The 26,953-nt window shown below is 45.4% G+C and carries 24 protein-coding genes, 3 tRNA genes, 1 pseudogene and 1 CRISPR repeat array (1 of these 29 only partly in view); of the genes and pseudogenes, 23 read left to right on the forward strand and 5 right to left on the reverse strand.

Annotated elements, in window-relative coordinates:
• Positions 1-91: 91 nt before the first annotated feature.
• Both IMZ16_RS06885 and IMZ16_RS06890 read left to right on the forward strand, forming a co-directional pair.
• The gene (locus tag IMZ16_RS06885; protein WP_193439428.1) at positions 92-1,633 is read left to right on the forward strand and encodes a glycine--tRNA ligase; all 1,542 of its coding nucleotides are present in this window, start codon (positions 92-94) and stop codon (positions 1,631-1,633) included.
• A gap of 46 nt (positions 1,634-1,679) precedes the next feature.
• Positions 1,680-2,906 carry a cysteine desulfurase gene (locus tag IMZ16_RS06890; RefSeq protein WP_193439429.1) on the forward strand — a complete coding sequence of 409 codons (1,227 nt, stop codon included), beginning with the start codon at positions 1,680-1,682 and terminating at the stop codon, positions 2,904-2,906.
• A gap of 50 nt (positions 2,907-2,956) precedes the next feature.
• Here the strand turns inward: IMZ16_RS06890 and IMZ16_RS06895 are convergent, their stop codons facing one another.
• On the reverse strand, positions 2,957-4,141 hold the full coding sequence (locus IMZ16_RS06895) for an endonuclease/exonuclease/phosphatase family protein (protein ID WP_227411584.1): 1,185 nt from the start codon (positions 4,139-4,141) through the stop codon (positions 2,957-2,959).
• 247 nt (positions 4,142-4,388) lie between these two features.
• Between IMZ16_RS06895 and IMZ16_RS06900 the strand changes: the two genes are divergently transcribed.
• On the forward strand, positions 4,389-7,208 hold the full coding sequence (locus IMZ16_RS06900) for a carboxypeptidase regulatory-like domain-containing protein (protein ID WP_455423662.1): 2,820 nt from the start codon (positions 4,389-4,391) through the stop codon (positions 7,206-7,208).
• A gap of 23 nt (positions 7,209-7,231) precedes the next feature.
• Positions 7,232-8,674 (forward strand): DUF5689 domain-containing protein, encoded by a 1,443-nt coding sequence (locus IMZ16_RS06905; protein WP_193439432.1) that lies wholly within the window; start codon positions 7,232-7,234, stop codon positions 8,672-8,674.
• Between the two features lie 55 nt (positions 8,675-8,729).
• Here the strand turns inward: IMZ16_RS06905 and aat are convergent, their stop codons facing one another.
• Both aat and IMZ16_RS06915 read right to left on the reverse strand, forming a co-directional pair.
• Positions 8,730-9,377: a leucyl/phenylalanyl-tRNA--protein transferase gene (gene aat, locus IMZ16_RS06910; protein ID WP_193439433.1), complete on the reverse strand. Its 648-nt coding sequence runs from the start codon at positions 9,375-9,377 to the stop codon at positions 8,730-8,732.
• 58 nt (positions 9,378-9,435) lie between these two features.
• Positions 9,436-9,813 carry a DUF3127 domain-containing protein gene (locus tag IMZ16_RS06915; protein ID WP_193439434.1) on the reverse strand — a complete coding sequence of 126 codons (378 nt, stop codon included), beginning with the start codon at positions 9,811-9,813 and terminating at the stop codon, positions 9,436-9,438.
• A 161-nt stretch (positions 9,814-9,974) separates the two neighbouring features.
• Between IMZ16_RS06915 and IMZ16_RS06920 the strand changes: the two genes are divergently transcribed.
• From IMZ16_RS06920 to IMZ16_RS06945, 6 genes are all read left to right on the forward strand, one after another.
• Positions 9,975-10,056: transfer RNA gene (locus IMZ16_RS06920), tRNA-Leu, on the forward strand.
• Between the two features lie 11 nt (positions 10,057-10,067).
• Positions 10,068-10,140, forward strand: a tRNA-Gly gene (locus tag IMZ16_RS06925).
• A gap of 48 nt (positions 10,141-10,188) precedes the next feature.
• Positions 10,189-10,272 (forward strand) — tRNA-Leu (locus IMZ16_RS06930).
• Between the two features lie 61 nt (positions 10,273-10,333).
• Positions 10,334-10,720, forward strand: coding sequence for a hypothetical protein (locus IMZ16_RS06935; RefSeq protein WP_193439435.1), 387 nt, complete (start codon positions 10,334-10,336; stop codon positions 10,718-10,720).
• 247 nt (positions 10,721-10,967) lie between these two features.
• Positions 10,968-11,258 (forward strand): helix-turn-helix domain-containing protein, encoded by a 291-nt coding sequence (locus IMZ16_RS06940; RefSeq protein ID WP_193439436.1) that lies wholly within the window; start codon positions 10,968-10,970, stop codon positions 11,256-11,258.
• A 2-nt stretch (positions 11,259-11,260) separates the two neighbouring features.
• Complete coding sequence (locus IMZ16_RS06945) at positions 11,261-12,304, forward strand: primase-helicase family protein (RefSeq protein WP_193439437.1); 1,044 nt, start codon at positions 11,261-11,263, stop codon at positions 12,302-12,304.
• 155 nt (positions 12,305-12,459) lie between these two features.
• On the opposite strand, the gene IMZ16_RS06950 is transcribed toward IMZ16_RS06945, so the two are convergent.
• Complete coding sequence (locus IMZ16_RS06950; RefSeq protein WP_193439438.1) at positions 12,460-12,774, reverse strand: hypothetical protein; 315 nt, start codon at positions 12,772-12,774, stop codon at positions 12,460-12,462.
• Positions 12,775-13,843: 1,069 nt separating this feature from the next.
• Between IMZ16_RS06950 and IMZ16_RS06955 the strand changes: the two genes are divergently transcribed.
• The 13 genes and pseudogenes from IMZ16_RS06955 (at position 13,844) to IMZ16_RS07005 (ending at position 25,330) form a co-directional block, all read left to right on the forward strand.
• On the forward strand, positions 13,844-14,230 hold the full coding sequence (locus IMZ16_RS06955) for a hypothetical protein (protein ID WP_193439439.1): 387 nt from the start codon (positions 13,844-13,846) through the stop codon (positions 14,228-14,230).
• A 19-nt stretch (positions 14,231-14,249) separates the two neighbouring features.
• A complete protein-coding gene (locus IMZ16_RS06960) occupies positions 14,250-14,873 on the forward strand; it encodes a DUF3347 domain-containing protein (protein ID WP_193439440.1) in 624 nt (207 codons plus the stop codon).
• A gap of 14 nt (positions 14,874-14,887) precedes the next feature.
• A complete protein-coding gene (locus tag IMZ16_RS10435) occupies positions 14,888-16,171 on the forward strand; it encodes an efflux RND transporter permease subunit (RefSeq protein ID WP_193439441.1) in 1,284 nt (427 codons plus the stop codon).
• Between the two features lie 2 nt (positions 16,172-16,173).
• Positions 16,174-18,132, forward strand: coding sequence for an efflux RND transporter permease subunit (locus IMZ16_RS10440; protein ID WP_193439442.1), 1,959 nt, complete (start codon positions 16,174-16,176; stop codon positions 18,130-18,132).
• 18 nt (positions 18,133-18,150) lie between these two features.
• The gene (locus IMZ16_RS06975) at positions 18,151-19,398 is read left to right on the forward strand and encodes a TolC family protein (RefSeq protein WP_193439443.1); all 1,248 of its coding nucleotides are present in this window, start codon (positions 18,151-18,153) and stop codon (positions 19,396-19,398) included.
• Positions 19,395-20,645, forward strand: a complete 1,251-nt coding sequence (locus tag IMZ16_RS06980) for an efflux RND transporter periplasmic adaptor subunit (protein ID WP_227411488.1) — start codon at positions 19,395-19,397, stop codon at positions 20,643-20,645. Before IMZ16_RS06975 ends, IMZ16_RS06980 begins: the two co-directional genes overlap by 4 nt.
• 11 nt (positions 20,646-20,656) lie before the next feature.
• Positions 20,657-21,862 (forward strand): efflux RND transporter periplasmic adaptor subunit, encoded by a 1,206-nt coding sequence (locus IMZ16_RS06985; RefSeq protein WP_193439444.1) that lies wholly within the window; start codon positions 20,657-20,659, stop codon positions 21,860-21,862.
• Position 21,863: 1 nt separating this feature from the next.
• A complete protein-coding gene (locus IMZ16_RS06990) occupies positions 21,864-22,046 on the forward strand; it encodes a heme-binding domain-containing protein (protein ID WP_193439445.1) in 183 nt (60 codons plus the stop codon).
• Positions 22,047-22,087: 41 nt separating this feature from the next.
• Positions 22,088-22,660, forward strand: coding sequence for a DUF305 domain-containing protein (locus IMZ16_RS06995; RefSeq protein WP_227411489.1), 573 nt, complete (start codon positions 22,088-22,090; stop codon positions 22,658-22,660).
• A 37-nt stretch (positions 22,661-22,697) separates the two neighbouring features.
• Complete coding sequence (locus IMZ16_RS07000) at positions 22,698-24,824, forward strand: heavy metal translocating P-type ATPase (RefSeq protein WP_193439446.1); 2,127 nt, start codon at positions 22,698-22,700, stop codon at positions 24,822-24,824.
• Between the two features lie 43 nt (positions 24,825-24,867).
• Positions 24,868-24,975: pseudogene (locus tag IMZ16_RS10525) on the forward strand (heavy metal-binding domain-containing protein); the annotation flags it as partial.
• A 3-nt stretch (positions 24,976-24,978) separates the two neighbouring features.
• On the forward strand, positions 24,979-25,125 hold the full coding sequence (locus tag IMZ16_RS10530; protein ID WP_455423665.1) for a hypothetical protein: 147 nt from the start codon (positions 24,979-24,981) through the stop codon (positions 25,123-25,125).
• A 7-nt stretch (positions 25,126-25,132) separates the two neighbouring features.
• Positions 25,133-25,330 (forward strand): type I restriction endonuclease subunit R, EcoR124 family, encoded by a 198-nt coding sequence (locus IMZ16_RS07005; RefSeq protein ID WP_455423664.1) that lies wholly within the window; start codon positions 25,133-25,135, stop codon positions 25,328-25,330.
• 6 nt (positions 25,331-25,336) lie between these two features.
• Here IMZ16_RS07005 and IMZ16_RS07010 read toward each other — a convergent pair whose 3' ends face one another.
• Positions 25,337-26,566 (reverse strand): site-specific integrase, encoded by a 1,230-nt coding sequence (locus tag IMZ16_RS07010; protein ID WP_193439447.1) that lies wholly within the window; start codon positions 26,564-26,566, stop codon positions 25,337-25,339.
• A 298-nt stretch (positions 26,567-26,864) separates the two neighbouring features.
• Positions 26,865-26,953: direct repeats of the CRISPR family, unit length 30 nt; it runs 4,431 nt beyond the window's last position.

Genomic DNA, 26,953 nt, shown 5'->3' on the forward strand with positions numbered 1-26,953 from the left:
GTTTGGAATTTTGGCGAAGTTCTGAGGAAGAATTTTAGCGGAAAAATACTTCCAGGGATTTTGATTATTTTTGTTCAAATTCAGAAAATTTATGGCAAAGCAGGAAGATCTTTTCCGCGATGTGGTGTCGCACGCTAAAGAATACGGTTTCATTTTCCCAAGTTCCGAAATTTATGACGGGCTTTCGGCAGTTTACGACTACGGGCAGAATGGCGCCGAACTGAAAAACAACATCAAGCAGTACTGGTGGAAAGCGATGGTGCAGCTGAACGAAAACATAGTGGGCATCGATTCTTCCATCCTGATGCACCCTACCACCTGGAAGGCTTCCGGGCACATAGATGCGTTCAACGATCCGCTGATTGACAATAAGGATTCCAAGAAGCGTTTCCGTGCAGATGTGCTCATTGAAGATTTCGCGGCAAAGCTGGAAGATAAAGCGCAGAAGGAAATCGAGAAGGCGGCGAAAAGATTCGGCGAAGCCTTTGATAAGGCACAGTTTGAAAGCACCAACCAGAAAGTTATCGATTATCGCCAAAGGCAGAAAACAATTCTGGAAAGGATGGCGAAGTCTTTGGAAAACAATGATTTAGCAGATGTAAAAGCCTTAATAGAAGAGCTAGAAATTGCCGACCCAGATACCGGCTCGAAAAACTGGACGGATGTACGGCAGTTCAACCTGATGTTCGGCACAAAGCTCGGCGCTTCGGCGGAAAACGCGATGGAGCTTTTCCTTCGTCCCGAAACGGCGCAGGGCATTTTCGTAAATTTCCTGAATGTGCAGAAAACTTCGCGGCACAGGCTGCCGTTTGGCATCGCACAAATCGGCAAGGCCTTCCGCAACGAAATTGTAGCGCGGCAGTTCATCTTCAGAATGCGCGAATTCGAGCAAATGGAGATGCAATATTTCGTGCCGCCAGGAACAGAATTGCAGCACTACGAAGAGTGGAAGCAAAAACGCCTGAACTGGCATTTAGCACTTGGGTTAGGCGCAGAAAACTACCGCTTTCACGACCACGAAAAACTGGCACACTATGCCAATGCTGCTGCAGATATCGAGTTTAAATTTCCGTTCGGCTTCAAGGAACTGGAGGGCATCCATTCAAGAACGGATTTCGATTTGGGTGCGCACGAAAAGCATTCCGGCAGGAAGCTGCAGTTCTTCGATCCAGAGCGTAACGAGAGCTATGTGCCATTCGTCGTGGAAACTTCGGTTGGGCTGGACAGGCTTTTCCTTGCCATTTTCTCCAACGCACTGAAACAGGAAAAATTGGACGACGGCTCGGAAAGAACCGTGCTATCTTTGCCGCCTGCATTAGCACCGGTAAAAGCCGCAATTTTACCATTGGTAAAGAAAGACGGCCTGCCGGAATTTGCGGAAAAAATCTTCAACGATTTGAAGTTTGATTTCAATGTGATTTCCGAAGAGAAGGACAGCATCGGGAAGCGCTACAGAAGGCAGGATGCCATAGGAACGCCGTTCTGCATCACGGTGGACCACGAATCGCTGAGCGATAATTCCGTGACGCTTCGCGAAAGAGACACGATGAAGCAAGAAAGAGTTTCCGCATCGGAACTTCGCAGAATCATTGATGAGAAGGTGAATATGCGCAGCTTGCTGGAGAAGATTTAAAGCAAAAAATTATGGCAGTTTAGACTTTACGATTAAAAATTCCACAATGCTCAACCTAAAAAACATCCGCTCGGAATTTCCGATTTTAAGCCGGGAAGTGAACGGCAAACCGCTGGTTTACCTTGATAATGCGGCCACTTCGCAAACGCCGTTGCCCGTGCTGAACCGCGTAATGCAGTACTATACGGAAACCAACGCCAATGTGCACCGCGGAATACATACGCTAAGCCAAATAGCGACGCAGGAAATGGAAGATGCGCGGAAAAAAGCGCAGAAATTCATCAATGCTAAACACGATTACGAAGTCATCTTCACCAAGGGAACCACCGAAGGCCTGAACCTGATAGCCTATGCGGTGGGAAATTCCGGGCTGGTAAAGGCAGGCGATGAAATCATCGTTTCTCAGCTGGAACACCACTCCAACATTGTGCCGTGGCAGCTGCTCTGCGAAAGAACGGGCGCAAAGCTGAAGGTAATCCCGATGGATGAAAACGGCAAACTGCAGCTGGATTTCCTGGATGAAAACCTTAGCGAAAAAACAAGGCTCGTTTCCTTCAACCAGGTGTCGAACGCTTTGGGCATCATTAATCCTGCGGAAGAAATCGTGCGGAAAGTACGGCAGAATTCCAACGCTTTGATTGTTGTGGATGGCGCACAATCTGCACCGCATTTTCAGATTGATGTGCAGAAGCTGGGCTGCGATTTGTTCGTGTTCTCCGGCCACAAAATGTACGGAATGATGGGCACCGGAATTCTGTATGGCAGGGAGGAAATCCTTGAAAAGCTGGCGCCGTTTCACGGTGGCGGCGAAATGATTGCCACCTGCAGTTTCGAGAAAACCACTTTTGCCGGGCTGCCCTTCAAGTTTGAAGCCGGCACGCCGAATGTTGGCGGAAACATCGGTCTTGGCGCTGCCATCGATTGGATTGAAACCATTGGCAGGGCAGAAATCCACGAGCACGAAACAGCGCTGATGCAGTATTGCCAAAGCGAACTGCTAAAACTCGGCGGATTGAAAATTTACGGTGAAAAAGCCAATCGAATAGGCGTGGTATCCTTCACATTGGAAAACGCTGGCATCGCTTCCGACGCTGGTATGATTCTGGATAAAATGGGCATCGCTGTACGGACCGGTCATCACTGCACTCAGCCGATTATGGATTACTTTAAAATCGCTGGCACCATCCGTGCAAGCTTCGCCGTTTACAACACTTTCGAAGAAGTAGATATTTTAGTGGAAGGCATCAGGAAAGCACAGAGGATGCTGGGTTAACAAAAATCCTGACGGGAAATGCGTCAGGATTTTTTTGTTTTACATTAAGTTTAATTCTGTTTTACCGCTTTCTGCACCACTACAAAAGCCGGGAAGTGATCGCTGTAGCCGCCAGTCCATCTATCGCCAGACCAGGAGCGGAAGGGGTAGCCCTTGAAATTTCCGTCTTTCGTGATGAGGTAGGGCGGTGCATAGAGCTCGGCTTTCTGAACCTTATAGTCTGTGGTAAGGAAATCCGACACTAAATTTCTTGACACGATGATTTGATCAAAAAGGTTAGGCGCATCCTGATATGCCAGCGACGCCACACCTTTTTTATAAAGCGGGTACATCAGGTTCAGGTACGGAGTCTCGTCGGAAAGTTCCTTGGGCGTGCCCACGGCTTTCAGGTGTTTTTTCAGGCTGGAACTTACAGGGTCGTCATTAAAATCGCCCATAGCAAACATCTTTATACTCGGGTGCGCAGCTCCTATGCTGTCCATTTGCTGCTTCAGCAATGCGGCTGCTGCGTTTCTCTTTGGCAGGGACACCGCCTCGCCACCGCGCCGGGAAGGCCAGTGGTTCATAAAAACCGCTACCTTCTCATCATCCAGATAGCCGATGGCAACAAGGATGTCGCGCGTGTATTCCCGCTTGCCGTCCGGGTTGTAGATTTTCAGTTCTTTTTTATAAGAATTTACAGGGATAAAACGGCTCTTCTGATAAATCAGTGCCACATCTACCCCCCTCGCATCAAACGAATTATAATGAATAAGGTCGTAATTATATTTTTTTAATGCCGGCTGGCTGATGAGGTCTTTTACCACATTGCGGTTCTCCACTTCTATCAGGCCCATTATCACCGGGGCAGAGCCCGTCTCCCGGAAGCCTACCTCTGATATTACCTTTGCCGTATTATCCAGCTTCTGCTGATATATTTTCTTGCCGTAGCGCTTATTGCTTTCCGGGGTAAATTCTTCCGCCACCACCTGATACCTTACCACCTTTTTGCCCTTCAGCAGCGGGTCGCTCCACTGGCCTTTGTATTCCTCCGTCACCTCCAGATGGGGGATGGAATCTACCGGAATGCTGCGGTGGTATGCCGGGTTCCTCGGGTCTTTAGTGCCGTCCACATAATCGGCTGAGCGGATGGTATCAAACAGATTTTCCACATTCATAAAGCCCACGGTGGCCAGCCTTCGAGGCTGTTTCTGCGCAGGTTTTCTTTGCTGTGCGCTTAAAACGCCGATGATCATCAGCAGGCTGAAAAAAGTGATTCTAAACTTCATAGGTGCCAGTATTATTTCGCCAAATATAAAAAGTTTTTGTCTTGCGTATGTTAAAGAATTATTAATAAAAAAATAATATTGAGGCGCTTGCCCGTTTGGCAAATAAGTTTAATTTTGGCGCCAATGCTCCTCAGCTTGTTGGCGAGGATGCCAAATGTAGAAATAAATTAGTGATATGCTGAAAAAACTATCATTGGTTTCTCTTTTTTCATTGATGCCCGCATCCTTTTATTATGCGCAAACTACCGTTTTTGCATATATAAAGGACGGCCAGGGGCAGCCGGTGGAAAATGTGGAAATTGATCTGAAAGGCGAGGGGCTGGATGTGCGCACCGATAAAATCGGATACTTCCAGTTCGTAGACCTGAAGGACGGACATTATCAAATCGTAATCGCGAAGCCCACTTTTGAAACTTCCGTTTTCGATTTTGAGGTAAACGGCGAGCGGCGCAAGGATCTTGGCGTCATTACGCTGAACCAATACCAGATCACTGCCGATCAGGGGCTTGCTTATGCGGACGGCTTCACCTCGGAGGAAGACACCAGCCAGTCCACCACTGTGGGGCTGCTGCAGTCTTCTCAGGATGTGTTCAGCCGCGTAGCCGCATTCGATCTCGGTGCCTACTGGTTCCGCCCCCGCGGCATTGACGGGAGAAACGGGGAAAATATGATCAACGGTGTCTCCATGATCAGGCAGGACAACGGCCGCGTGGAATTCGGGAACTGGGGAGGCCTCAACGAGATAATGCGATACCCTGAAATCGCCACCAACCACTCCCCTTCGGAATTTGCCTTCGGAGGCTCCGCAGGGGTTATTTACAAAAATACCAAGGCCAGCGAGTACCGCAAAGGCTTCCAGGCCACCTATTCCCTAGCTAATAGGAACTACCGCAACCGCGCATCTCTGCGCTATACTTCCGGGATGAGCAAATCCGGATGGGCGGTGACCGCGATGGCGGCGAGGAGATGGGCAGAGGAGGGCATACAGGAGGGTACCTTCTACGATGCCTGGGGCGCATTCCTCGGGGTAGAAAAGAAGTTCAGCGACAGGCATACCATCACCCTGAACGCCATCGGCGCGCCCTACCGCCGCTCCACTGCCAGCCCGAGCACGCAGGAAGTTTACGACTACCGCGGCGTGCATTACAATTCCTACTGGGGGTGGCAAGATGGCGAGAAGCGCAGCGAGCGCGTGCGCAGAGGCTTCCAGCCCATCATCCAGCTGCAGGATTTCTTAAAACTAGGAAAAGATGCCAATCTTTGGACATCCGTCTCCTACCAGTTTGGTAAAGACTACGGCTCCCGCCTGGACTGGCAGAATGTTCAGAATCCATCGCCAACCTACTACCGCTACCTGCCTAGCTATTATGCCTCCCTGAATCCTGATGCTTCTACGACAGCAAACGGCAAGCCTACCACCGCACAGCAAGCCTACCAGGCTGCCGTGGAGGGATGGATAAACAACGACCCGCAGTATACGCAGATCAATTGGGATGCGCTCTACCGCAGGAACCTCGCGCAGGCACCAGTAACGAGATACGGCGCCACCGGCAAGCGCGCACTCTACTTCCTGGTTGATGATGTCAGTGATGAGAAAATCTGGAATGCCGGCACGCATTTTACTTACGACTTCAGCCCTAGCACGAGGTTTATTTTAAACCTTTCCTACCAAAACTATTACGCTGAAAACTACCGTGAAATAAAGGATCTGCTGGGTGCGGATTTCGCCTTCAATGTGGATCCGTTTGGCCCGTCCAACAAGCCCGGAGCGAGCTATCAGTACAACGAGGGTGAGGAGAATGTAGCCAAGTTTAAAGGCGATAAAATCAATTACGACTATATATTCAGAAGGCAGGAGGCAAAAGTAAATCCTGGCCTGAAGTTCTCCGCCGGCAGGTTTGACGGATTTGTCTCCGCGCTGGCAGGCTACTCCACTTCCTCCCGGGAAGGGCTCTTCCGCAATTATCTTTACAAAAGTTCCTTCGGCAAGAGTAAGGAGCACGAATATTGGGATTATGGCGTGAAGGGGCGCCTTGTTTACCGGATCGACGGGCGAAACTTCCTCGTTTACAACGGTGCTTACTACAGCCACGCGCCTTATCTCGAGGATCTTTTCATCAACCCGAGGGCCAATGCGAGCATCTCTCCGCTGGTGACGAATACGGTGATTAACGCCAACGACCTGAGCTATGTGGTGAATGCGCCAATGTTCAAAATGCGCCTTACCGGCTACATCCTGAATGCTGAAAATGAAACAAATGTGCAGAGGTTTTTCGCAGACGGCATCCAGCTGAGCGTGGATAACGCGGACGGCACAAGCACTGTGGCGCAGAGTGCATTCGTGACGCAGGTGCTCTCCGATATGCAGCGCCAGAATCTGGGAGGCGAGCTCGGCATCGACTGGAAGATAACGCCAACATTCTCCCTGCAGGGGGTGGCGAGCTACGGGCAGTATGTTTATAAAAACAACCCGAATGTGCTCTTTACTTCAGATGCTACGGGGGATTTGCCCGGCGGGGTGCCTTACATTAACCTCGGTAGGGCTTACCTGAAGAACTACAGGGTGGGTGGCACGCCTCAGCAGGGCTATACGCTCGGCCTGCGCTACAACTCGCCGAAGTACTGGTGGGTGGGCGTTACCGGAAACTATCTTGCTGAAAATTATCTCGATCCTTCAGCGATCCTCCGCTCGGAGAGATTCATACAAAACTCCTTTACCGGTACGCCGTATACGGATGTTACGGAAACGGAGCTACGCAGAAGGCTGGCGCCTACCAAGCTGGAAGATGCCTTCTTCTTGAATGCCAATGCGGGGAAATCCTGGCTTTTCGGCAAATATTATGTGCTGCTGACTGCCACGGTAAACAATGTGCTGAATAATAAGGACTACCAGACCGGCGGCTTTGAGCAGACGAGGAATGTAAGCTTCCCGAAATTCATCCAGGATGCCGACAGGGAGCGGCCGCTTTTTGCACCTAAATACTGGTATACCCAGGGGCTTCAGTATTTTATAAACCTGCAGGTGAGATTTTAATTTTAACCCTTTAAAAATTAACAATGATAATCAGAAATTATTTTAAACTTGCTTTCGGCCTGGTAGTGGGCGCCGTGGTACTGAACTCGTGCGTACAGGATGATGACTGGGACACTCCGCCGGTAAACTGCAATAATAAATTCGCCGCACCTACTAAAACGATGGCAGAGGTAGCAGCGATGGCGCCCTCCTCCGGCGCGTATACCTTTGATGCAAAGGATGGCGATATCATCATCGACGGATATGTGGTTTCCTCCGATGAGTTCGGGAATTTTTATAAAACCATTTCCTTTCAGGACAGGCCAGAGAACCCGAGCGTTGGTTTGCAAATAGAGGTGGACCGCGCCAGCAACTACGCTGATCTGCCCGTGGGCAGCCACATCCGCCTGAAGCTGAACGGGCTGAAAATTGCCAAAGACCGCGGCGTCATCAAAATCGGCAGCGAAGATCCTACCTACACCATAGGCAGGATTCCATCCTCGCTGGCAGGCCGCTATTTCTCCGGTGTCTGCGGCGGGAATGGACTGGAGGTGGCGACAATAAAGCCACTGGAGCTTCCAAGCCTGAAGGCAGCGATGAGCGATAAGTACCTCAATATGCTGGTAAGCGTGCCTGATGTACAGTTTGCAGATTCGGAAATAAAACCAGTGGTGCAAACCTTCGCCCAGGTAAATGCAGACGGGTCCAGACAGGATACCGACAGAAAAATTGAGGACAAGGCAGGCGGAAACACAGTAATCCGGACCTCAGGATATGCGAGTTTCGCAGCGAGAACTCTCCCGACGGGAAGCGGTGTGGCAACCTTCGTGGTGAGCAAGTATAATAAAAACTACCAGATGATCGTCCGCAATGAGAATGATCTTGCCTTTACAAGAGAAAGGTTCAGCGGAAGCACTACGCCGGCGCCGAACCCTACGCCGTCTCCTACCGACTCTGCACCGCCGAAAGGCTCTGCCAATGTTACTTACCCATCTGTAATTAACGAAACTTTTGAAGGTTTCTCCCCTATTAATCTTGAAGTATTCACAAATTATATTAATGATGCGGTGGTGGGCAACAGGTACTGGCAGCTGAAATCCTACAATAAAAACCAGTACATTCAGATGAGTGCCAATGCAGGCACAGGTAATTACCACACTTATTTCGTGGTTCCGGTGAACTTCACGCCTGGCAAGAAGCTGAGCTTTAATGTAAATGTGGGCTACTATAAGGGTGACGGGCTTAAAGTTTATTACTCAACCGACTACAAGCCGATGGGGGATATGACCCAGGCGAAGCTTACCGATATTACCTCAAGCTTCACCCTGCCGAAAGCACCGGCAACAGGGTACGGCACCCTTGGCAGCGCGGGCAGCTACACTACACCTGCCAGCCTGAGCGGAAACGGCTTCATCATATTTAAGTATGAAGGGAATGGCAGCGGAGTGACGACTACTTATCAGATTGATGATATCAAATATGAGTAACCGATAAAGTTTAAATTAGCGGCCGCCTGAGAAATCGGGCGGTTTTTTTATTGGTTTAGGCAGAGCCATAAGCCGGGAGGTAGCTTAGAAACGCCTGCTTGGATATCATCCCCGCCCCGAGGCTTTCCAGATGCTGGGAATGTATCTGGCAATCGATGATTTCAAATTCCCGCTGCTTTGCTACGAAGTTTAGAAACACGGCTTTCGAAGCATTGCTTTCCTTCGAAAACATACTCTCACCGCAAAAAACTTTTCCTATGGCAAGGCCGTAAAAACCACCTACTAATTCGCCATCCCTCCAGGCTTCGAAGCTCTTCGCAATGCCAATGTCGTGCAGGATTTTAAAGCTATCGATTAATTCCTCGCTAATCCAGGTGCCGTCTTGTCCGCTTCTCGGTGCCTCGGCACAGCTGCGCATCACCTGCTCGAAACATTGGTTTTCGGTAAAGCTAAACACTTCATCCCGAAATATTTTCCGCATAGATTTGGAAATTTTCACATCGCCGGGGAAGAGCACAAAGCGCGGGTCCGGGCACCACCACAGGATTTCTTCATCCGGGTCGTACCACGGGAAAATGCCGTGGCTGTACGCAAGCCATAGACGCTCTGGAGAAAGATCCCCGCCGGAGGCGATCAGGCCCTGCGGAGGGTGATACCACATAGGGTCGGGAAAGTTGAGCTCATCAGGATTCAAGTAATACATAAATAAAGAATCCCACAGTGTTTGCGGGATTTTTTTGACAAATTTTACCAATTAAATGCTAAAACGGAAGATCGTCGTCCTCGTCGTCCGCAAAGGGATCATCGTTGCGCAGCGTCTGCCCGGAAACCGGTGCAGCTTGAGTAGGTTCCTGTACCGTGGTGGTGCTGAGTTTTTCGATTCTCCAGCCACCAATCGAAGTAAAATACTTTACTTCGCCCTGTGGGGAAGTCCACTCCCGGCCGCGTATGTTGATGGAAACTTTCACTTCATCGCCTTCGCTGATGCTGTCCAGAAGGTTGATTTTATCCTGCGTGAATTCTACTGCGATCACCTGAGGGTATTGCTCGGTAGTATTCAGGATGAGTTCCCGCTTCTGGAATCCGCTTGGGAAAGTCTGAATATCAGTTAGTTTTTTTACTGTGCCCTGTAGTTCCATAATCAGTTTGTTGAGGTTGGTAAAATTAAGCAATAAATTTTATTGTGTAGTGATGGTAATGAAAAAAAACAGAAAAAAATAATCTTTAAAAAAATTTGCTGGTAAAGAAAATTGTTTCTATATTTGCACTCACAAAAAAGAACGGCGGTCTTTTTATTTCTGCGGATGTGGTGTAATTGGTAGCCACGCCAGACTTAGGATCTGGTGCCGAGAGGCGTGGGGGTTCGAGTCCCTTCATCCGCACGGATTTTTTTGCGAAAATAGCTCAGCTGGTAGAGCGCAACCTTGCCAAGGTTGAGGTCGCGGGTTCGAGCCCCGTTTTTCGCTCGGCAGGAGGGAAGTTTTTCGCAAGACTTCCCTTTTTTTGAGCCTGATGCTCTGGTGGTGGAACTGGTAGACACGCAGGACTTAAAATCCTGTGCCTCTTTTGGCGTACGGGTTCAAGTCCCGTCCGGAGTACTAAAAACGCTGTTAATCTTTTGATTATCAGCGTTTTATATTTTTAAGGGTGGCCAAAAGGGTGGCTAAATTTACATCTGTTTTATTTATCCTTTGTTTTTCTAAAAGTGAATTTTGTAATTCTACATCAAAAACTTGTTTGGAAAAAATGTTGATTGAATCCCACGAAGAATTCTTAAGGAATGTTCTACTTAATGAAGGAAGAGTTACAATCTCAGATGATATAAATACCTTAATTATTGAATTTGATGGCTTTGAGGAGTATGAAGTTTTGGTAAACGGGGTGCCAATAAAATGTTTTGACGGTTTTTTCGGAGCCTGGCACTGTTTTCAGGAGCTTGCAAAGAAACTAAAGATGCCATTTGACAATCTAACAACGGAGATAGAAAACTGCGCGGAAGTGCGCGATGAATACTATTTCTCGGGCTGCAATAATTTTTCAGCCTGAATTGAATTTGTGCACCTGGTGTCAGAATAAAGCTGCCATAATTAACGGTCAGAAGGTTCATTGAGAGCCTGAATTCCATTTTACTTTTTAATTAAAGTCTTTGGTGATTTTTCTCTACTGTACATCGGTTTCCGATTAAAATTAACAATTAAGCGACCAATCTCTGCATTTATGCGCTCACTCTCTGCACGCTATTGCTAAAAACCTTTAATGCTTTTAATATTGCCATAAAATTAAAAATCAAGCTATGGCAATTCATCTTTATTCGCATTCCAGGCAGGACCTGGAAAGAGCGGTAGAAATAATTCTACAGAAAGCAAACGCCCTTGTCTCTGCTCAGCAAAGAATCCAAGACGAAAAAACTGATGACCTGATTCCTCAGAACGAGGCCGCTGAATTTTTAAAGGTCTCACTCCCAACCATAACTGATTGGCGGAAGAACAAGGGACTGCCATACTACAATTTTTCGGGGCGATTTTATTATTCAAAATCCGAACTCCTGGAATACGGAAGAAACCGTAACCGAAAAATGATTTGATAATGGAGGATGTATGCTACATAAGGGCGGCTACGGAGTATTACAAGGTTTCCGAAAAGCCCACGATTAACGGCCACAAGGAACAAAATTTAATCAGGTGGAAGCTGTCAACGATTAACCAGGACCACAGTACGTCATATAAAAACAGGATCCCCCAATATGATGACTTTTGCTGCCTCCCCAGCCACCTTGATTTCCAGCAGGATGTGGATGGGTATTTCAACCTTTATTCTCCGCTTCCTCACAAGCCTTGTGACGAACCGGTCATTGATTTTGACATACCTGCCACGCTGTCTTTCATCAGGCACATCTTTGGCGAACAGGTTGAGCTGGGACTGGACTACCTACAGCTGCTTTACGAAGACCCGGTGCAGAAACTTCCAATTTTGTGCCTTGTAAGTTCTGAGAGGGAAACGGGCAAAACTACATTCTTGAGATGGCTCAGCGAGCTTTTTGGAAAAAATATGACATTCATTAGGAGCGAGGGACTTTCAAGCCAGTTCAATGCTGACTGGCTCGACAAGCTGCTTATCGGAATTGACGAGGCATTGATAAATGAAAAAGTGATGCTGGAGCGACTTAAAAACCTTGCAACAGCAACCAGGGAGAAGCTCGAGCAAAAGGGAAAGGATAGAAGGGAGACTGATTTTTTCGGAAAGTTCGTGCTATGCTCTAATAATGAGGAGAGCTTCGTGCAAATGGATAGAAATGAGAACCGGTTCTGGGTTCGGAAAATCCCTGTAATACCGGAGGAGATATACTCCTCAACCTTCTTTGAAGAGCTAAAATCAGAAATCCCCCAGTTTCTCCGCTATTTATTGAACAGGGAACTTTCCACCAAGAAAAGATGCAGGCTCTGGTTTGACAGGCACCAGATAGCTACAAGCGCTCTTGAAAAAGTGGTGGAAAACACTACGGATAAGCTTGAGATACAGCTGATACAGACACTTTACGCCGTATTTGAATTTACAGGAACGGATTCCATTGTAGTCCCACCTTCTTTTCGCCCTTCTGCAACAAACTACAATTTATTTATAATCATATAAAAAAATATTAAAGAATAGCGGCTACTTGTTGTAGCTGCTTTTTTTATTTAAACGGTAAGTACTTAAACAATGCACAAAAAAAGGAAACTGAAAGAAAAAAAGGAAGTGAATTTTTCTCTTTCAGCTTTCTAATAAAGTGGGATGGGCGGTGTGTTTCAGCTCTGGAGCTGGAGTGGCTTGATTTTCGGGAGTGCTAATTTTTCTACCGGTGCTATAGTAATTGTTTTGAAGTTTTTTACGATCTGCTTTAGCGTGCCCTGCCACTTGCTTAAAGGTCTATCGGTTGCCTGGCTCCTCCAGCCGTTAGTCTTCCAGCTATCGTACTTTTCTCGAAGAAAGCTATCCATCTTCTCCTCGTAATCTTCCAGGCTCTCAGCAAACTCTATGAATTCATTCCAAGAAGGAATAAGAATGCCGACTGGAGAATATTCCGGCTCAATGGATGGTTTGGCTTGTGGTTGGTCGTCCAAGTGGATACCCGCTAATTTTGAAATATTAATTTGAGAATTTTCAGGCAATCCATCCTGCGCCGAATTCTTCTTTTTCAGTTTACTGGCTTCCTTCTCTTTTTGTTGCACGGTTTGCAGGTTGATTACGGTGTAAAGCGCTACATCCTTGTAAAATACGCCTCGCCTTTTTCTTTGCAGAAAAAAGGTGGAAAATTTCGGAACTCAATTTTCAATCATTTAGAGGTGATCAGAATGCATAAATTATATTACACAAAGTTAATATAAGATTAGCCTTGGGTTAACATTTTTCTCACCGCTTTTCTTATCTATGCTGAAATTTATTCAGATGAAAAAAGATAAATGCTATGGCAAAGTTTAATATGTTGTAAACCCTAACTTTTTTAAGGAAGTAGTTTAGCTTCTAAAATAATTCCCTATCTTTGTGCTGTTTACTTACAATGGTCGGAAATTTTAAAATACTGTTGCTTTCCCTTACACTCGCGTTATTTCTGGCGCCAGGGATTTCTCAGGCTTGCAGTAAAAAGGAGAAGCAGGTTATTAAAACCGCGACCAGTTTGCAAACTTTCATAAAACAGTCATTCGCACAGATACAGCCGTCTTGCGACAGCGGCGATTGCAAAGAAGAATGCTGTCACCCAAAATCACACAATTGTCAAACCGATGGATGCTCAGGAAATTGCAGCGGAAACCTTTGCAGCACTGCTCAGTATACCATTCTATCAGACAGCAAATTTTTAGAGGATTCTAAAAACGAAGCGTCCGGTTACGATGACAAAAATTCTAATTTCTCTTATCAGTATCCCCATTACTCCGGTGGATTCCACACCATTTGGGAACCGCCCAAAATAGGTTAAGATCTTCTTTTACAGCCCGAATTGTGTCTGGTCGTGAAGTGTTTATGACACTTTCCGCAGATTATTTAGCGGTGCTGAATGTCCCTTCGAACTTCCACTTCTCGTTTAAGTAATCTTTTAGAAAAGAATGTTCTTAAAGAACAACTTGAAGATCAGGATTTTCGTACACAGTCTCTCAAGACGGAGGCTCAAAATTAACCTTTAACGATAATTTAATGAAGAATATTCTTTTAGGAATACTGGCTTTTGTAGCAGTGTTCCTCGTTTCCTGCACCAATTCAAAAGCCGAAAATACCCAAATTACCAACGCACAGTTCAAGACCGGCGACATTGTTCCCCACGACCAGGTCTGTATGGTAAACAACGCCTACATGGGCAAAAAGCAGCTCGAAGTAAAGCATGACGGCAAAACCTACTACGGTTGCTGCGAAAACTGCAAACTCAGAATCCCGCAGGAAGAAAATGCTCGCATGGCGTATGATCCGATATCTCATCAACTCATCGATAAAGCAACCGCAATTATTGCAATCTCTGATAAAAATGATAATGTCGTGTACTTCGAAAATAAAGCAAACTACGAAGCCTTTTTTAATAATAAATAACCTTTAAACTTATAAAATAATGAAAACAATACCATTCAGCCTTTTGGCAATCTGCACTTTTGCACTCTCTTCATGTAAAGAAAACAAAGAACAGAAAAAATCCACTGAAACATCAATGCAGCATGATATGAGCACGATGTCGGACAGTTCAGCGATGGACAATATGGCAATGGATGCTAAGGTAACTGTTACCGACGCAAAAAAAACTTCCGCTGACCTTACGGAGCTTTATTCTCATTACACCCACCTTACATTCGCGTTGTCCGGTGATGATGATAAGGAAGCGGTAAGTGCAGCAAAAGGAATCTTGGCGTCCTTTCCTAAAATAGACAAAAACGGTTTTTCTGCTGAACAGAAGAAAGAATTTGCGGACCTGGAATCAAGCATCAGTGAACACGCCGAGCACATTGCAGATAATGCCGGAAAGATTGATCATCAGCGCGAACATCTGGATTTAATGAGCGCCGATTTTTACGACCTGCTGAAAGATTTCGGAACTCCAAAACCGGTGTATAAAGTATTCTGCCCGATGTATAACGATAACAAAGGCGCTTTTTGGCTTAGCGATTTACGTGAGGTGAAAAATCCTTATTACGGCAAAGAAATGCTTTCATGTGGCGAGGTTCAGGAAGAAATTAAGTAAAGCCGTACAGAACCATGATTCAAAATTTAATCAAACTGTCCCTCCGCAACAGGTATTTCGTTTTGCTGATAGCAATCGGCCTTTTTATCTGGGGTATTTTTGCGGTAAGGGACAATCCCATCGATGCCATTCCGGATCTGAGTGAGAACCAGGTCATCGTTTTTACGGAGTGGATGGGCAGAAGTCCCCAGATTATTGAAGATCAGGTGACTTTCCCTCTGGTCAGCAACCTTCAGGGAATTCCGAAAATTAAGAACATCCGCGCCTCTTCCATGTTTGGGATGAGTTTCGTGTATGTTATTTTCGAAGATAATGTGGATATATATTGGGCCAGAACCCGCGTAATGGAACGGCTCAACTATGCCCAACGCCTACTCCCGCAAGACGCAACGCCTACGCTCGGACCGGATGGTACCGGCGTTGGTCACGTCTTCTGGTACCATTTCGATGCACCTAAAATGGATTTGGGAGACCAGCGCGCCCTCCAGGACTGGTATGTGAAATTTGCTCTGCAGACGGTTCCCGGTGTGGCGGAAGTAGCCTCCTTTGGCGGCTTCGAAAAACAGTACCAACTCATTGTAGATCCTGTAAAACTCCAGTACTATAACGTCTCTCTGATGGATGTCATGAACAAAGTGAAAGCCAACAATAATGATGTGGGCGGACGTAAATTTGAAATGGCTGATATGGCCTATATCATTCGCGGTCTGGGTTACATCAAGAACGTAGCCGATATCGAAGAAATTGCTTTGGGAAATTACAACGGTATTCCCGTGCGGGTCAAAGATATTGGCTCTGTACAGATGGGTGGCGATCTGCGTCTGGGTATTTTTGATGCAGACGGTGAAGGCGAAGTTGTGGGCGGTATCGTAGTGGCACGGTATGGCGAAAATGCAGATAAGGTCATCAACGATGTGAAAGAGAAAATGAAGGATGTTGAAAAAGGACTCCCTGAAGGCGTCACCTTCAAGACATCGTACGACCGCAGTACGCTGATTGAAGGGGCAATAGACAATATCAAAACCAAGCTGATTGAAGAGATCATCGTGGTGGCAATCATTGTTATTCTGTTCCTATTCCACTGGCGAAGTGCATTGAGCATCATCATTCAGATTCCGGTCACCATTGCCATCAGTTTTATTCTGCTCAATGCGTTTGGACTTTCCTCCAATATTATGTCGCTTACCGGAATTGCACTGGCAATCGGGGTGATTGTAGATAACGGAATTATCATGTCCGAAAATGCGTATAAAAATCTCTCCAATTGGCAGAACCATCAACAAAATAAAAACCCATAACAATGAAAACCAACTGGTTTAAAAATATATTCAGAAAAAAAGACAAAGAGAAAGAGAGTTGCGTTAAAATTCCCGAAGATATTCGGATGAAGATTATCGAAAAATCATCCTTACAGGTATCTAGAGGGGTCTTTTTCTCTACGGTGATTATCGTGGTTTCCTTTCTCCCCGTATTTATGTTGACAGGTCAGGAAGGTAAACTTTTTCACCCGCTGGCGTACACCAAAACCTTTATACTGATCGTTGATGCGATCCTGGTACTTACCCTTGCGCCGGTGCTTATCTCTTTTTTCATGAAAGGAAAGTTTAAGGATGACAATAAAAACCCAATAAATCGGGGCTTGGAACGGGTGTACGAACCCATCATTCGCTGGTGTATGAATTGGAAGAAAACAACCCTCGGCATTAATATTCTTGCCCTTCTGGTCAGCATCCCTTTAATTATGAATCTGGGTCGCGAGTTTATGCCGCCCTTAGATGAAGGCTCACTACTCTTCATGCCGGTCACGTTGCCTGATATTTCAAACTCTGAAGCCAAAAGATTACTCCAGGTGCAGGATAAAATCATTAAGGGTGTTCCTGAAGTCGATCATGTCCTCGGAAAAGTTGGACGGGCAAATACCGCCACAGACAATTCTCCCATTTCCATGATTGAAACCATTATTCTGCTGAAACCTCAGAACGAATGGCGTGACGGCCTTACAAAAGACGATATTATTAATGAATTGAATGCCAAACTGCAGATTCCCGGCGTAACCAATGGCTGGACCATGCCGATTTCCAACCGCATCAATATGCTTTCAACAGGGATTAGAACGGATGTGGGCGTAAAAGTGTACGGACAGAACCTGGACAGTATCGCCGTCCTTTCCGAAAAAATAAAAAAGGAGCTCACCGGTATTGAAGGAATTAAAGACATGTATGTAGAACCCATCACCGGCGGAAAATATGTGGATATCGAAGTGAAACGCGAAGAAATAGGAAGATACGGCCTAAGTGTGGATGATGTAAATGCCGTCGTGGAAAGTGCCCTCGGCGGAATGAAACTCACCACAACCGTTGAAGGCCGACAGCGCTTTTCGGTAAACGCCAGGTACGGCCAGGATTTCAGAAATAATTTGGAGTCACTGAGAAGGCTGCCCATGCAGACGATGGAATTTGGTTCCATTCCGCTGAGTGCAGTGGCGGACATTCGCCTTACAGAAGGTCCTCCAATGATCAATTCTGAAAACGCAATGTTGCGCGGAACCGTTCTGTTCAACGTCCGTGACCGGGATTTGGGCAGCACCGTAGAAGAAGCCCAGGCAAAACTCAATAACATGGTGAACAAAATGCCTAAAGGTTATTTCGTGGAATGGAGCGGACAGTACGAAAACCTGATTCGCGGTGAGCAGACTTTAAAAATAATTATGCCCCTCGTATTAATCGTGATCTTCCTTTCCATGTACTTTGCATTCAATTCTTACCGCGAAGCTTTCTTTAATCTCATCAGTATTCCTTTCGCCTTAATCGGCGGCGTCTTTATGATTTCGCTTTGGGGTGTTAATCTCTCCGTAGCAGTAGCAGTAGGATTTATTGCCCTATTCGGACTTGCGGTGGAAACCGGAATCGTGATGGTTATCTACCTGAACGATGCCATGATTCAGCTTATCACGAAGAACGGCAACTCACGGGAGACCATTACCAATGAAGAACTTCGGGAGTACGTCATCAATGGAGCAGCGAAAAGATTAAGACCTAAAATTATGACAGTGTGTGTTACCCTTTTCGGGCTGGTACCCATTCTTTGGAGCCACGGCGTTGGAAGTGATATGATGAAACCAATCGTATTACCGATGGTGGGTGGCGTTTTTACTTCCGCAATTCACATCCTTTTGGTAACACCTGTTATCTTTTATATGCAGAAAGAGTGGGAACTGAATAAACTGGGGAAAATTGACGTCCTCGACGCTTCCCATTAATCCTTAAATGATTACAAAATGAAAAAATTCATAATAACAGGAGTACTTACCTTGCTTTTTACCGCCACTTTTGCTCAGCAAATGTCCCTGCCCGCTGTAATGGACAGTATCGCAACCAACCATCCGGTGGTTAAAATGTATAATGCGGAAGTCCGGTCAATGGACGCTGCGGGCAAAGGCGCAAGAAGCTGGATGCCCCCAACCGTTGGAGCCGGTTTCTTCATGACGCCCTATAATCCAAAACTCTGGCAGCGCGACGGCGATATGCTCGGTATGGGCTCAGTAGCAGTTTCGGTAGAACAGATGTTGCCCAACAGAAAGAAACTCGATGCCAACGAGAATCTGATGAAGGCAATGTCCTCTGTGGAAAAGGAAAAACTTTTTGCCGCCCTCAATGAAAACTTTCAGGATGCGAAAAAACTGTATTACAGTTCAATCGTCTTGGATAAAAAGCTGAAGGTCGTAAAGGAAAACGAAAAGATGCTGGATTTCATGATCAGAAACGCCGAAATCCGGTACAAAAACGGACTCGGTAAAATATCGGCCTATTACAAAGCAAAAGCTGCGCTTGGCAGTTCCAAAAACATGCAGCTCATGTACGAGAATGACCTTCGCGTCAACCGGATCCGGTTGAATGCCCTCATGGGAAGGGACGCGCTCGCACCGCTGGAGATTGAGCCCGAATACAACCTGAATGACTACTCTCTCGAGACTTTTGGTCAGGATCTCTTTTATCAGAACAGAAGTGATCTCCGCGGCATCGACCGGGAAATCAATATTGCCAAACTCAAACAGGATCTGGAAAAGCAGAATCTAAAGCCGGAATTTGGCGTAAAGTTCGAAAACATGTTTGGTTTTGGTGGCCAGCCCATGCAGTTTTCTCTGATGCTGATGGCAAAACTACCTTTCCTATCCTGGGCTTCAGGCATGAATAAAGCCAATATTGAAAGCCTGAAACTGAAAGAAGAAGCCTTGCAGGCACAGAAAGAAATGATGGTGAACGAATACAGCGGAATGGCCTACGGAATGCGCAATGAACTGGACCTGAATAAAAATCAGCTGAAACTCTATGAAGACACCATTATTCCGGCCTTAAAAAACAACTACAAATCCATGCAGTTGGGCTATGAGCAGAATACGGAAGAACTCTTCATGTTATATGACGCATGGGAACAGCTGAATTTGGCCCAACTGGAATATTTCGAGATCCTTACCAAAGCACTGCAGACGCAAACTGAAATTGACCGCTTAATTGAAAGAAGATGAGAAAAATTATAATATTCACTATGCTTTTATTTGGTTTGACGGCGTGTGACAAAGTTAAGTTCTGGGAAGATAAGCACTCGGCAGAAGCTGCAATGCATACTTATACCTGTCCGATGCACCCGGAAGTGATTTCAGACAAACCCGGCAAATGTCCCAAATGTGGGATGGATTTGGTCCTGAAAGATGCCGCTGAAAAAAAGGAAGAGGGGATTAAACTCGACGATCTGCTGAAACCAACCAATGAATTTGTAGTGTCGGAACAGCCCGTAATAAAAGTAAAAAGAGAAAACATACCCACCACGGTCGATGCTTTAGGGACGGTAGAATACGATACTCGACAGATTGGCAGTATTTCCTCACGCGTTGCGGGCCGTATCGAGAAACTCTATGTGCGGTATAAATACCAGAAAGTGTCGAAAGGGCAGCGTATTTTAGATATATACAGCCCGGAACTTTTAACCGCACAGCAAAACCTGCTCTTCGTTATTAAAAATGACCGCTCAAACAAAACAATGATCGATGCTTCGCGCCAGAAACTCCTTCTTTTGGGAATGCCGGCTTCACAGATACAGAAAGTCATCCAGCAAGGGAAACCTGATCTCACAGTTCCGGTTTTCAGCAATTACAGCGGACACATTCAGCAGGCAGGATCGGCCGGAAGCATGGGGTCATCACCACAATCTGCACCCGCAATGGCTTCTAATACGGCAGCCACCGCTGAACTACCCCTAAAAGAGGGAATGTATCTCCAGAAAGGACAGAATATTTTCAGTGTCTACAATCCCAACAGAACCTGGGCCCTGATCAATATTTTCTCTGAAGACATTGCACTGGTCAGCAAAGGACAGTCAGTCATGATCATCCCGGAAGCCAATCCTGAAAATCGCTTCAAAGGAATCATCGGTTTTATTGAACCCTTTTTCAGGCAGGGCAGCAAAACCGTAACGGCGCGCGTCTATTTTGATAATTCCACCGCAAAAATTCCTGTCGGAAGTCAGGTTAGAGCGGAGATTATGAGCCACAACAGAATGGCAGATTGGCTGCCGAAATCAGCGGTGGTTTCTTTGGGGATTGATAAAATTGCGTTCAAAAAAGTTGAAGGCGGTTTTATTGCCCACAAGGTTGTTACCGGCGCGGTGGTAGGCGATAAAATTCAGATCGTCAGTGGTTTGCTTCCTGAAGATGGAGTTGCCGAAAATGCACAGTACCTGATGGACAGCGAAAGTTTCATAAAAATTAACAGATAAAAATTGATAAGATGAAATTCAATATTTTAATGCTGGCCTTGCTGGTTTTTCTTTACTCCTGTAAAAAGGAGGAAGATCCGCATGCCGGCCACGATATCTACTACACCTGTTCCATGCACCCGCAGGTAGTCTCCGATAAACCCGGAAAATGCCCCATTTGTCACATGGATTTGGTGCCTGTCGAGAAGAAAAAGAATGCTGATCCTAACGAAATTATCTTGAATGACGAGCAGGTTAAACTTGGGAATATCAAAACAGTCGCGCTATCTGATGGGTCTATGGCCGACAAACTTACCCTGACTGGAACACTCAATTTTAATCAGTACCAAATGCAGGCAGTAAGTTCAAGAGTAATGGGTAGAGTTGAACGGTTGTATTATAAAAACATTGGCGATTTTGTTCCGAAGGGGGCGCCGTTGGTCGATATTTACAGTGAAGAACTCAATAATGCAAAGCAGGAATATTTGCTGGCATTAGAAAGACGCAAGCTGTTCGTCGGTAATACTTCCATTGATTTTGATCAGTTGCTCCAAAGTTCCCGCAACAAGCTTTATTTATGGGGAATGTCCGAAGGCCAGATCAAACAGCTGGAAAGATCAGGAAAAGCCACACCTACTACTACCGTATTCAGCAATGCGGCCGGTTACATCACCGATCTGAGCATTGCCGAAGGCGATTATCTTGCCGAAGGTAGCACCATCGTGAATCTGGCAGATCTTTCATCGCTTTGGGCAGAGGCGCAGGTGTATTCTTCCCAAATGGCTCTCCTTCAGAAAGACAGCAAGGTCACCGTATATATTCCCGATCTGGATAATTTGAAGATAAATGGGAAGGTTGATTTTACAAACCCTGAAATAAGCGCCTCCAGCAGGATAAATCTGGTTCGCATTTCCGTGCCCAACAAAGGAAATCTGCTGAAACCCGGCATGCCGGTATATGTTCTGGTGGAAAACAAATCCCGTGATGGTCTTTCAATGCCTGTGGATGCGGTAATCAGGGATGGCAAATCTTCCACGGTGTGGGTGAAAACCGCGAAGAACACCTTCGTCAACAGAATGGTGGAAACGGGTCTCGAATATGAAGACAGAATAGAAATCACATCAGGAATTAAGGCGGGAGACGAAGTAGTGGTCTCCGGGGCCTACCTTCTGAACAGCGAATATATATTTAAGAAAGGGGCAGATCCCATGGCAGGTCACGATATGAGCACAATGTAATATGAGAAAATTGAATATGATAGGCTGGAATTTTGATGAGTTTAATAACTATTCAAAAAGACGGAAAAAAGCAAAAATAAAAAGCATCATCAGCCAGATTGAGAAAGACGAAATGCCTTTAAAATCATACCGCATGATGCACGGAAACGCCAGATTATCAGCGGATGAAAAAAAGAACTGTTAGATTTTTTTAATACCATTAACCCACACTAAAAAATTACTAAGATGAAAAATTTAGAACATGATCACAACATGCTTAAGGATACTGATTCAACAACAGGCAATCATTCCAAACATGAAATGGAATCGGGCAAGGAGTCTGTCCAGCACGCGCAAGAAAGCCATGCCTCTGCATACAAAAAGTTATTTTGGATGCTTCTGATTTCCTTTATTTCAATGTTTATACTAATGTATGCGATGGTGGACAAGCTGGCTAACGTAATTCCAAACATAAACCAGTTATACATGGCAGGCCTGATGGCTTCTCCTATGTTGATCATCGAACTGCTGTTAATGGGGAAGATGTATCCCAACAAAAAACTCAATAAAATTCTTATGGGCCTCGGAGTGCTGATGATGGTGCTGTTTTGGTCGGGGATTCGGCAGCAGACCGCCGTTGGAGATATGCAGTTTCTAAAGTCCATGATTCCACACCATGCAGGGGCTATTCTAATGGTCGAAGAAAGTAATCTGGTCGATCCGGAAGTGAGAAAGTTGGGCGAGGAAATTATCAAAGCACAGGAGGAAGAAATTGCCGTCATGAGGGCGAAAATTAAGGAACTTCAAACCCGGAAGTAATCTCAAATAGCAGAATTTAACGCAAAAAAATTGAATTATGAAAAAATACACCTGTCCCATGCATCCCCAGATATTGAAGGACGAACCGGGGAAATGTCCACTTTGCGGAATGAACTTAATTCCCTTCGGAGGAACCGCCCGACCTGAAAAAGACGAACACAGCCATCATCATCAGAATCATGATCATCACTCAGAATCTGATAGTTCAGCGGCGGGATTTGACAAACATGCAGGTCATCATACTCCGGATTTTTTAAAAAGATTCTGGATTACACTGGTACTTTCTGTCCCGGTGCTGCTGCTTTCCCACATGATTCAGCAGTGGCTTGGTTTCACCATAGCTTTTCAAGGCGATAAATACGTGCTGTTGGTTTTGGGAAGTATTATTTATTTCTACGGTGGAATGCCTTTTTTCAAAGGGTTTTTGGGCGAAGTGAAAGCCGGAGCTATTGGGATGATGACGCTCGTTGCTTTGGCGATTACCGTAGCTTATGTCTATTCCGTTGCCGTCGTATTCGGGCTGCCGGGCATGGATTTCTTTTGGGAGCTCGCCACCCTAATTGTCATCATGCTTCTGGGTCATTGGCTCGAAATGCGTTCACAGATGGCAGCTTCAAATGCGTTACAATCCTTAGTGGCATTGCTACCAAATGAAGTAACCGTCGAGCGTAACGGAAGTCCGGTAAAAATAAAACTGGAACAGCTGAAAAACGGAGATACCGTAATCATAAGACCGGGCGAAAAAATCGCCGCTGACGGTCTGATTGTCGAGGGCAGTTCCTATTTAAATGAAAGCATGCTGACGGGAGAAAGTGTTCCTGTAAGAAAAGAGTCCGGTGGAAAGGTTATCGCAGGGTCTATCAATGGAGACGGGGCTTTAAAGATAAAAGCAACAGGGGTTGGGAAGGATTCGTACCTCAATAAGGTCATTAATTTGGTTCAGGATGCGCAGGCAGCAAAGTCGAACACTCAGAATCTGGCGGATAAAGTAGCCAAATGGCTTACTATAGTAGCAATTGTGGTGGGAGTAGGAACTTTCGCTTACTGGTACATCACCATGGGAGATTTGGCTTTTGCTCTGGAACGGATGGTAACGGTAATGGTAACGGCCTGTCCGCATGCTTTAGGAGTGGCAATCCCTCTGGTGGTGGCCATTTCCACTACACTTTCAGCGACAAATGGTTTACTCATCAGAAACCGCACGGCTTTTGAAACCACCAGAAAATTATCGACCATTATTTTCGATAAAACCGGCACCCTTACGAAAGGTTCCCACACTGTGCAGAAAATCATTCCTCTAACGGAACACTATTCGGAAAACGATTTACTCCAGTATGCAGCAGCAGTGCAGCAGAACTCCGAACATCACATTGCAAAAGGAATCATGCAGACCCTTTCCGAAAAAAAACTGGAGCTATGGAAGTCAGACAGTTTCCGCTACATGCAGGGAATTGGAGTGACAGGAATCGTAAACGGTAAATCGGTTGTCGCGGCTGGGCCTAATTATTTTGTTCAAAACAATAAACAGGTACCTGCCATTCCGGAAGAAATCAACCAGGATGCAGAAACAGTGAACTTTATTTTGATTGATGACGTGCCCGTGGGTATTGTTTCTTTAGCAGATACCATTCGCGAAGGCGCAAAAGAAGCTATTGACCAACTTCGAAGCATGGACATTAAGTCATTCCTGCTTACAGGTGATAACGAAAAGGTAGCGGCGGCGGTGTCAAAGCAGTTAGGAATGGACGGATATTTGGCAAATGTACTTCCGCACCACAAACAGGAAAAAGTAAAAGAATTTCAGGATAAAGGAGAAATCGTTGCCATGACAGGTGACGGCGTAAATGATGCACCGGCTTTGGCAGCAGCAGATGTAGGCATTGCAGTTGGCAGCGGAACTGATGTTGCTGCCGAAACCGCAGATATTATTCTGGTCAACAGTGACCCTCGAGACGTGGTGAAAATGATAGATTTTGGAAAGAAAACCTACAGCAAGATGATCCAGAATCTCGTATGGGCAGTGGGCTACAACGTCGTGGCTATTCCACTTGCTGCGGGTGTTCTGTATCCTACATTTGTCCTGAGTCCCGCCATGGGCGCAGTGCTGATGAGTGTCAGTACCATCGTGGTCGCACTTAATGCAACTTTGTTAAAAATTAAATAATCACAGGATGAAATATATATTTTCGCTCTTCCTATTTATGGCAATGTCCATAAACAGTTATTCACAGAGCACCAAAACCGTGTACACCTGCCCGATGCATCCACAGGTCGTGAAATCAGCACCTGGTAACTGCCCCATTTGCGGCATGACACTGGTGAAGAAAACCATCACCGAAAAAAAACCGGCAGCCAAACCCGCAGCTGCTCCTAAAAAAGTTACAGCAGTTAAAAAAACTACGGCTAAGAAACCTGAAATTACCGCTGCAAAAACAGAAAGAGGAGGCGGAATCATTAATCAGTGAGGAAAATCTGAACACGGATGAAGCCAAGCGCTATATCGCGACATCGCTACGCCGCCAATTTGCCAGTGAGAACGGCACCGAGCTGAACGCCCTGCTTCCGAAAATGAGTCCACTAAACCCACAGTACCTCACAACGAAGCAAAGAGTTTTTGAAAAAATATCTGCTTTCGTGGAAAAATTCAAGGAAGTAGGCGGGGAAATTTAGGACTATTTACCCCCAGGCCTTTTCCATTTGCTCATCGGTATAGGCTTCGGTAATCTTCATATACTTGCTGAGAACCGCATCCTTTTTAATATTGGCTATCTTCTTGATGGCGGCTGGTTCCATACCAAGCAGCAGAGAATTGGTGATGAAAGTTTTCCGCGCAGTATGGCTGGTAATCAGTTCGCATTTTGGCTTTGTTTCGCTCATTTTCTTATTGCCTACATACCAATGCCTTGTAAAGGGTGTGTCTATTCCTGCAATTCTGCAACATTCCTTGATGTAGTTGTTGAATTTCTGGGAAGATATCGATGGCAGTGGTTCATAGATAGTGCCTTTGTACCTTTCGAGAATTGCTTTGGAATATTTGTTAAGCCTAATGGTATGGTTCTGCGTCTTGGTTTTCTGTATTGAGAGGGTGATATGCGTTTCGGAAATGTTGGCAAGGTAAAGTTTTTCAATGTCTGAAAATCTTAATCCGGTAAAGCATCCGAAGCAGTAAAAATCCCTGACCTGCGATAATCTATCGCTCTCAAATTCAAAGTTATACAGTGTCATCAGTTCTTCGAATGTAAGAAAGATAATATCGATATCTTGCTCAGAAGCTTTAAAATCGAGAAATTCGCTTTTTCTATTATAGCCCTTTTTTAAAGCCCACCTCCCAAACGACTTGAGCACCGCAATAATCTTTGCGAAATAATTCGCTTTTACATTTCTTTTGGTAAAGGCATATTTTGACAACTGTTGAAAAAAAACCATATCGAAGGCTGAAAAACTTAATTCAAAGTTTCTATCAATGCAAAATTGCTTAACGAAATTTCTTACAGTTACCTGAGCTTTTATAGTATTAAATGCCTTAGCAACTCTTCCGTTTTCGATAAACTCATCGAAGCATTCAAAAAAATCAGGCTCATCCGTTTCAGTAAGCTCTTTATCTTTGTCCTCAAACTTCTCATCAAAAATTTGTTTGGAAAATTTAATGTTATTCGCCTTGAGGTAATGGTTTATGCTAAGGCATTTATCCTCAGCGTGCTGCAGCAGGTGGTTTATGAACTCGTGATTGTTAGGTTTTTCTTTCTTTTTATTTGGCTTCACACGACTTCCCGTCCAATGCTCAAGCTTAACGGACACGCCTAAATTTTTTCTGACACGGATACTTTCTGAGCGTACTACCAATTGTATAGGTATCAGGCCATCAGCTGTTTCTTTTTCTTTCCTAAGTTCAAATACAACTTTCATAGTAATTAAAGGCGTTTTAAGACAAAAAAAGGGTGGCTAAAAGGGTGGCTAAATTTGTTTTTAAGCCCATAAAATCCTACAAAAGCAAAGATGAGAAAAATCAAACAAATACGTAACTAATTGATATAAAGCGATTAAAAAACAGTAAAATTACTGATAAAATTGAGGAAGTTCGGTCCTGGGTACTAAAAACGCTGATAATCAAAAGATTAACAGCGTTTTACATTTTTAAGGGTAGCGAAAAAATGTGGCTTAGTTTGTGTCTGTTGATGTCCGGTTTGTCATTGATTTTCCTCCGATTTCAATTCCAGTGTGGTGCGATTAAAAGTGAGAAAGCTGGAAGACGCTGTATTTTTTGCGCTAATTTCAATTCCACAATGGTGCGAT

Source organism: Cruoricaptor ignavus (assembly GCF_014961145.1).
Taxonomy (GTDB): domain Bacteria; phylum Bacteroidota; class Bacteroidia; order Flavobacteriales; family Weeksellaceae; genus Cruoricaptor; species Cruoricaptor ignavus.

Excerpts from the sequence above, each read along its gene's own strand:
- IMZ16_RS06885 (WP_193439428.1), top strand. The coding sequence starts at position 92 with ATGGCAAAGCAGGAAGATCTTTTCCGCGATGTGGTGTCGCACGCTAAA.
- IMZ16_RS06890 (WP_193439429.1), top strand. The coding sequence starts at position 1,680 with ATGCTCAACCTAAAAAACATCCGCTCGGAATTTCCGATTTTAAGCCGG.
- IMZ16_RS06895 (WP_227411584.1), bottom strand. The coding sequence starts at position 4,141 with ATGATCATCGGCGTTTTAAGCGCACAGCAAAGAAAACCTGCGCAGAAA.
- IMZ16_RS06900 (WP_455423662.1), top strand. The coding sequence starts at position 4,389 with ATGCCCGCATCCTTTTATTATGCGCAAACTACCGTTTTTGCATATATA.
- IMZ16_RS06905 (WP_193439432.1), top strand. The coding sequence starts at position 7,232 with ATGATAATCAGAAATTATTTTAAACTTGCTTTCGGCCTGGTAGTGGGC.
- aat (WP_193439433.1), bottom strand. The coding sequence starts at position 9,377 with ATGTATTACTTGAATCCTGATGAGCTCAACTTTCCCGACCCTATGTGG.
- IMZ16_RS06915 (WP_193439434.1), bottom strand. The coding sequence starts at position 9,813 with ATGGAACTACAGGGCACAGTAAAAAAACTAACTGATATTCAGACTTTC.
- IMZ16_RS06940 (WP_193439436.1), top strand. The coding sequence starts at position 10,968 with ATGGCAATTCATCTTTATTCGCATTCCAGGCAGGACCTGGAAAGAGCG.
- IMZ16_RS06945 (WP_193439437.1), top strand. The coding sequence starts at position 11,261 with ATGGAGGATGTATGCTACATAAGGGCGGCTACGGAGTATTACAAGGTT.
- IMZ16_RS06955 (WP_193439439.1), top strand. The coding sequence starts at position 13,844 with ATGAAGAATATTCTTTTAGGAATACTGGCTTTTGTAGCAGTGTTCCTC.
- IMZ16_RS06960 (WP_193439440.1), top strand. The coding sequence starts at position 14,250 with ATGAAAACAATACCATTCAGCCTTTTGGCAATCTGCACTTTTGCACTC.
- IMZ16_RS10435 (WP_193439441.1), top strand. The coding sequence starts at position 14,888 with ATGATTCAAAATTTAATCAAACTGTCCCTCCGCAACAGGTATTTCGTT.
- IMZ16_RS10440 (WP_193439442.1), top strand. The coding sequence starts at position 16,174 with ATGAAAACCAACTGGTTTAAAAATATATTCAGAAAAAAAGACAAAGAG.
- IMZ16_RS06975 (WP_193439443.1), top strand. The coding sequence starts at position 18,151 with ATGAAAAAATTCATAATAACAGGAGTACTTACCTTGCTTTTTACCGCC.
- IMZ16_RS06980 (WP_227411488.1), top strand. The coding sequence starts at position 19,395 with ATGAGAAAAATTATAATATTCACTATGCTTTTATTTGGTTTGACGGCG.
- IMZ16_RS06985 (WP_193439444.1), top strand. The coding sequence starts at position 20,657 with ATGAAATTCAATATTTTAATGCTGGCCTTGCTGGTTTTTCTTTACTCC.
- IMZ16_RS06990 (WP_193439445.1), top strand. The coding sequence starts at position 21,864 with ATGAGAAAATTGAATATGATAGGCTGGAATTTTGATGAGTTTAATAAC.
- IMZ16_RS06995 (WP_227411489.1), top strand. The coding sequence starts at position 22,088 with ATGAAAAATTTAGAACATGATCACAACATGCTTAAGGATACTGATTCA.
- IMZ16_RS07000 (WP_193439446.1), top strand. The coding sequence starts at position 22,698 with ATGAAAAAATACACCTGTCCCATGCATCCCCAGATATTGAAGGACGAA.
- IMZ16_RS07010 (WP_193439447.1), bottom strand. The coding sequence starts at position 26,566 with ATGAAAGTTGTATTTGAACTTAGGAAAGAAAAAGAAACAGCTGATGGC.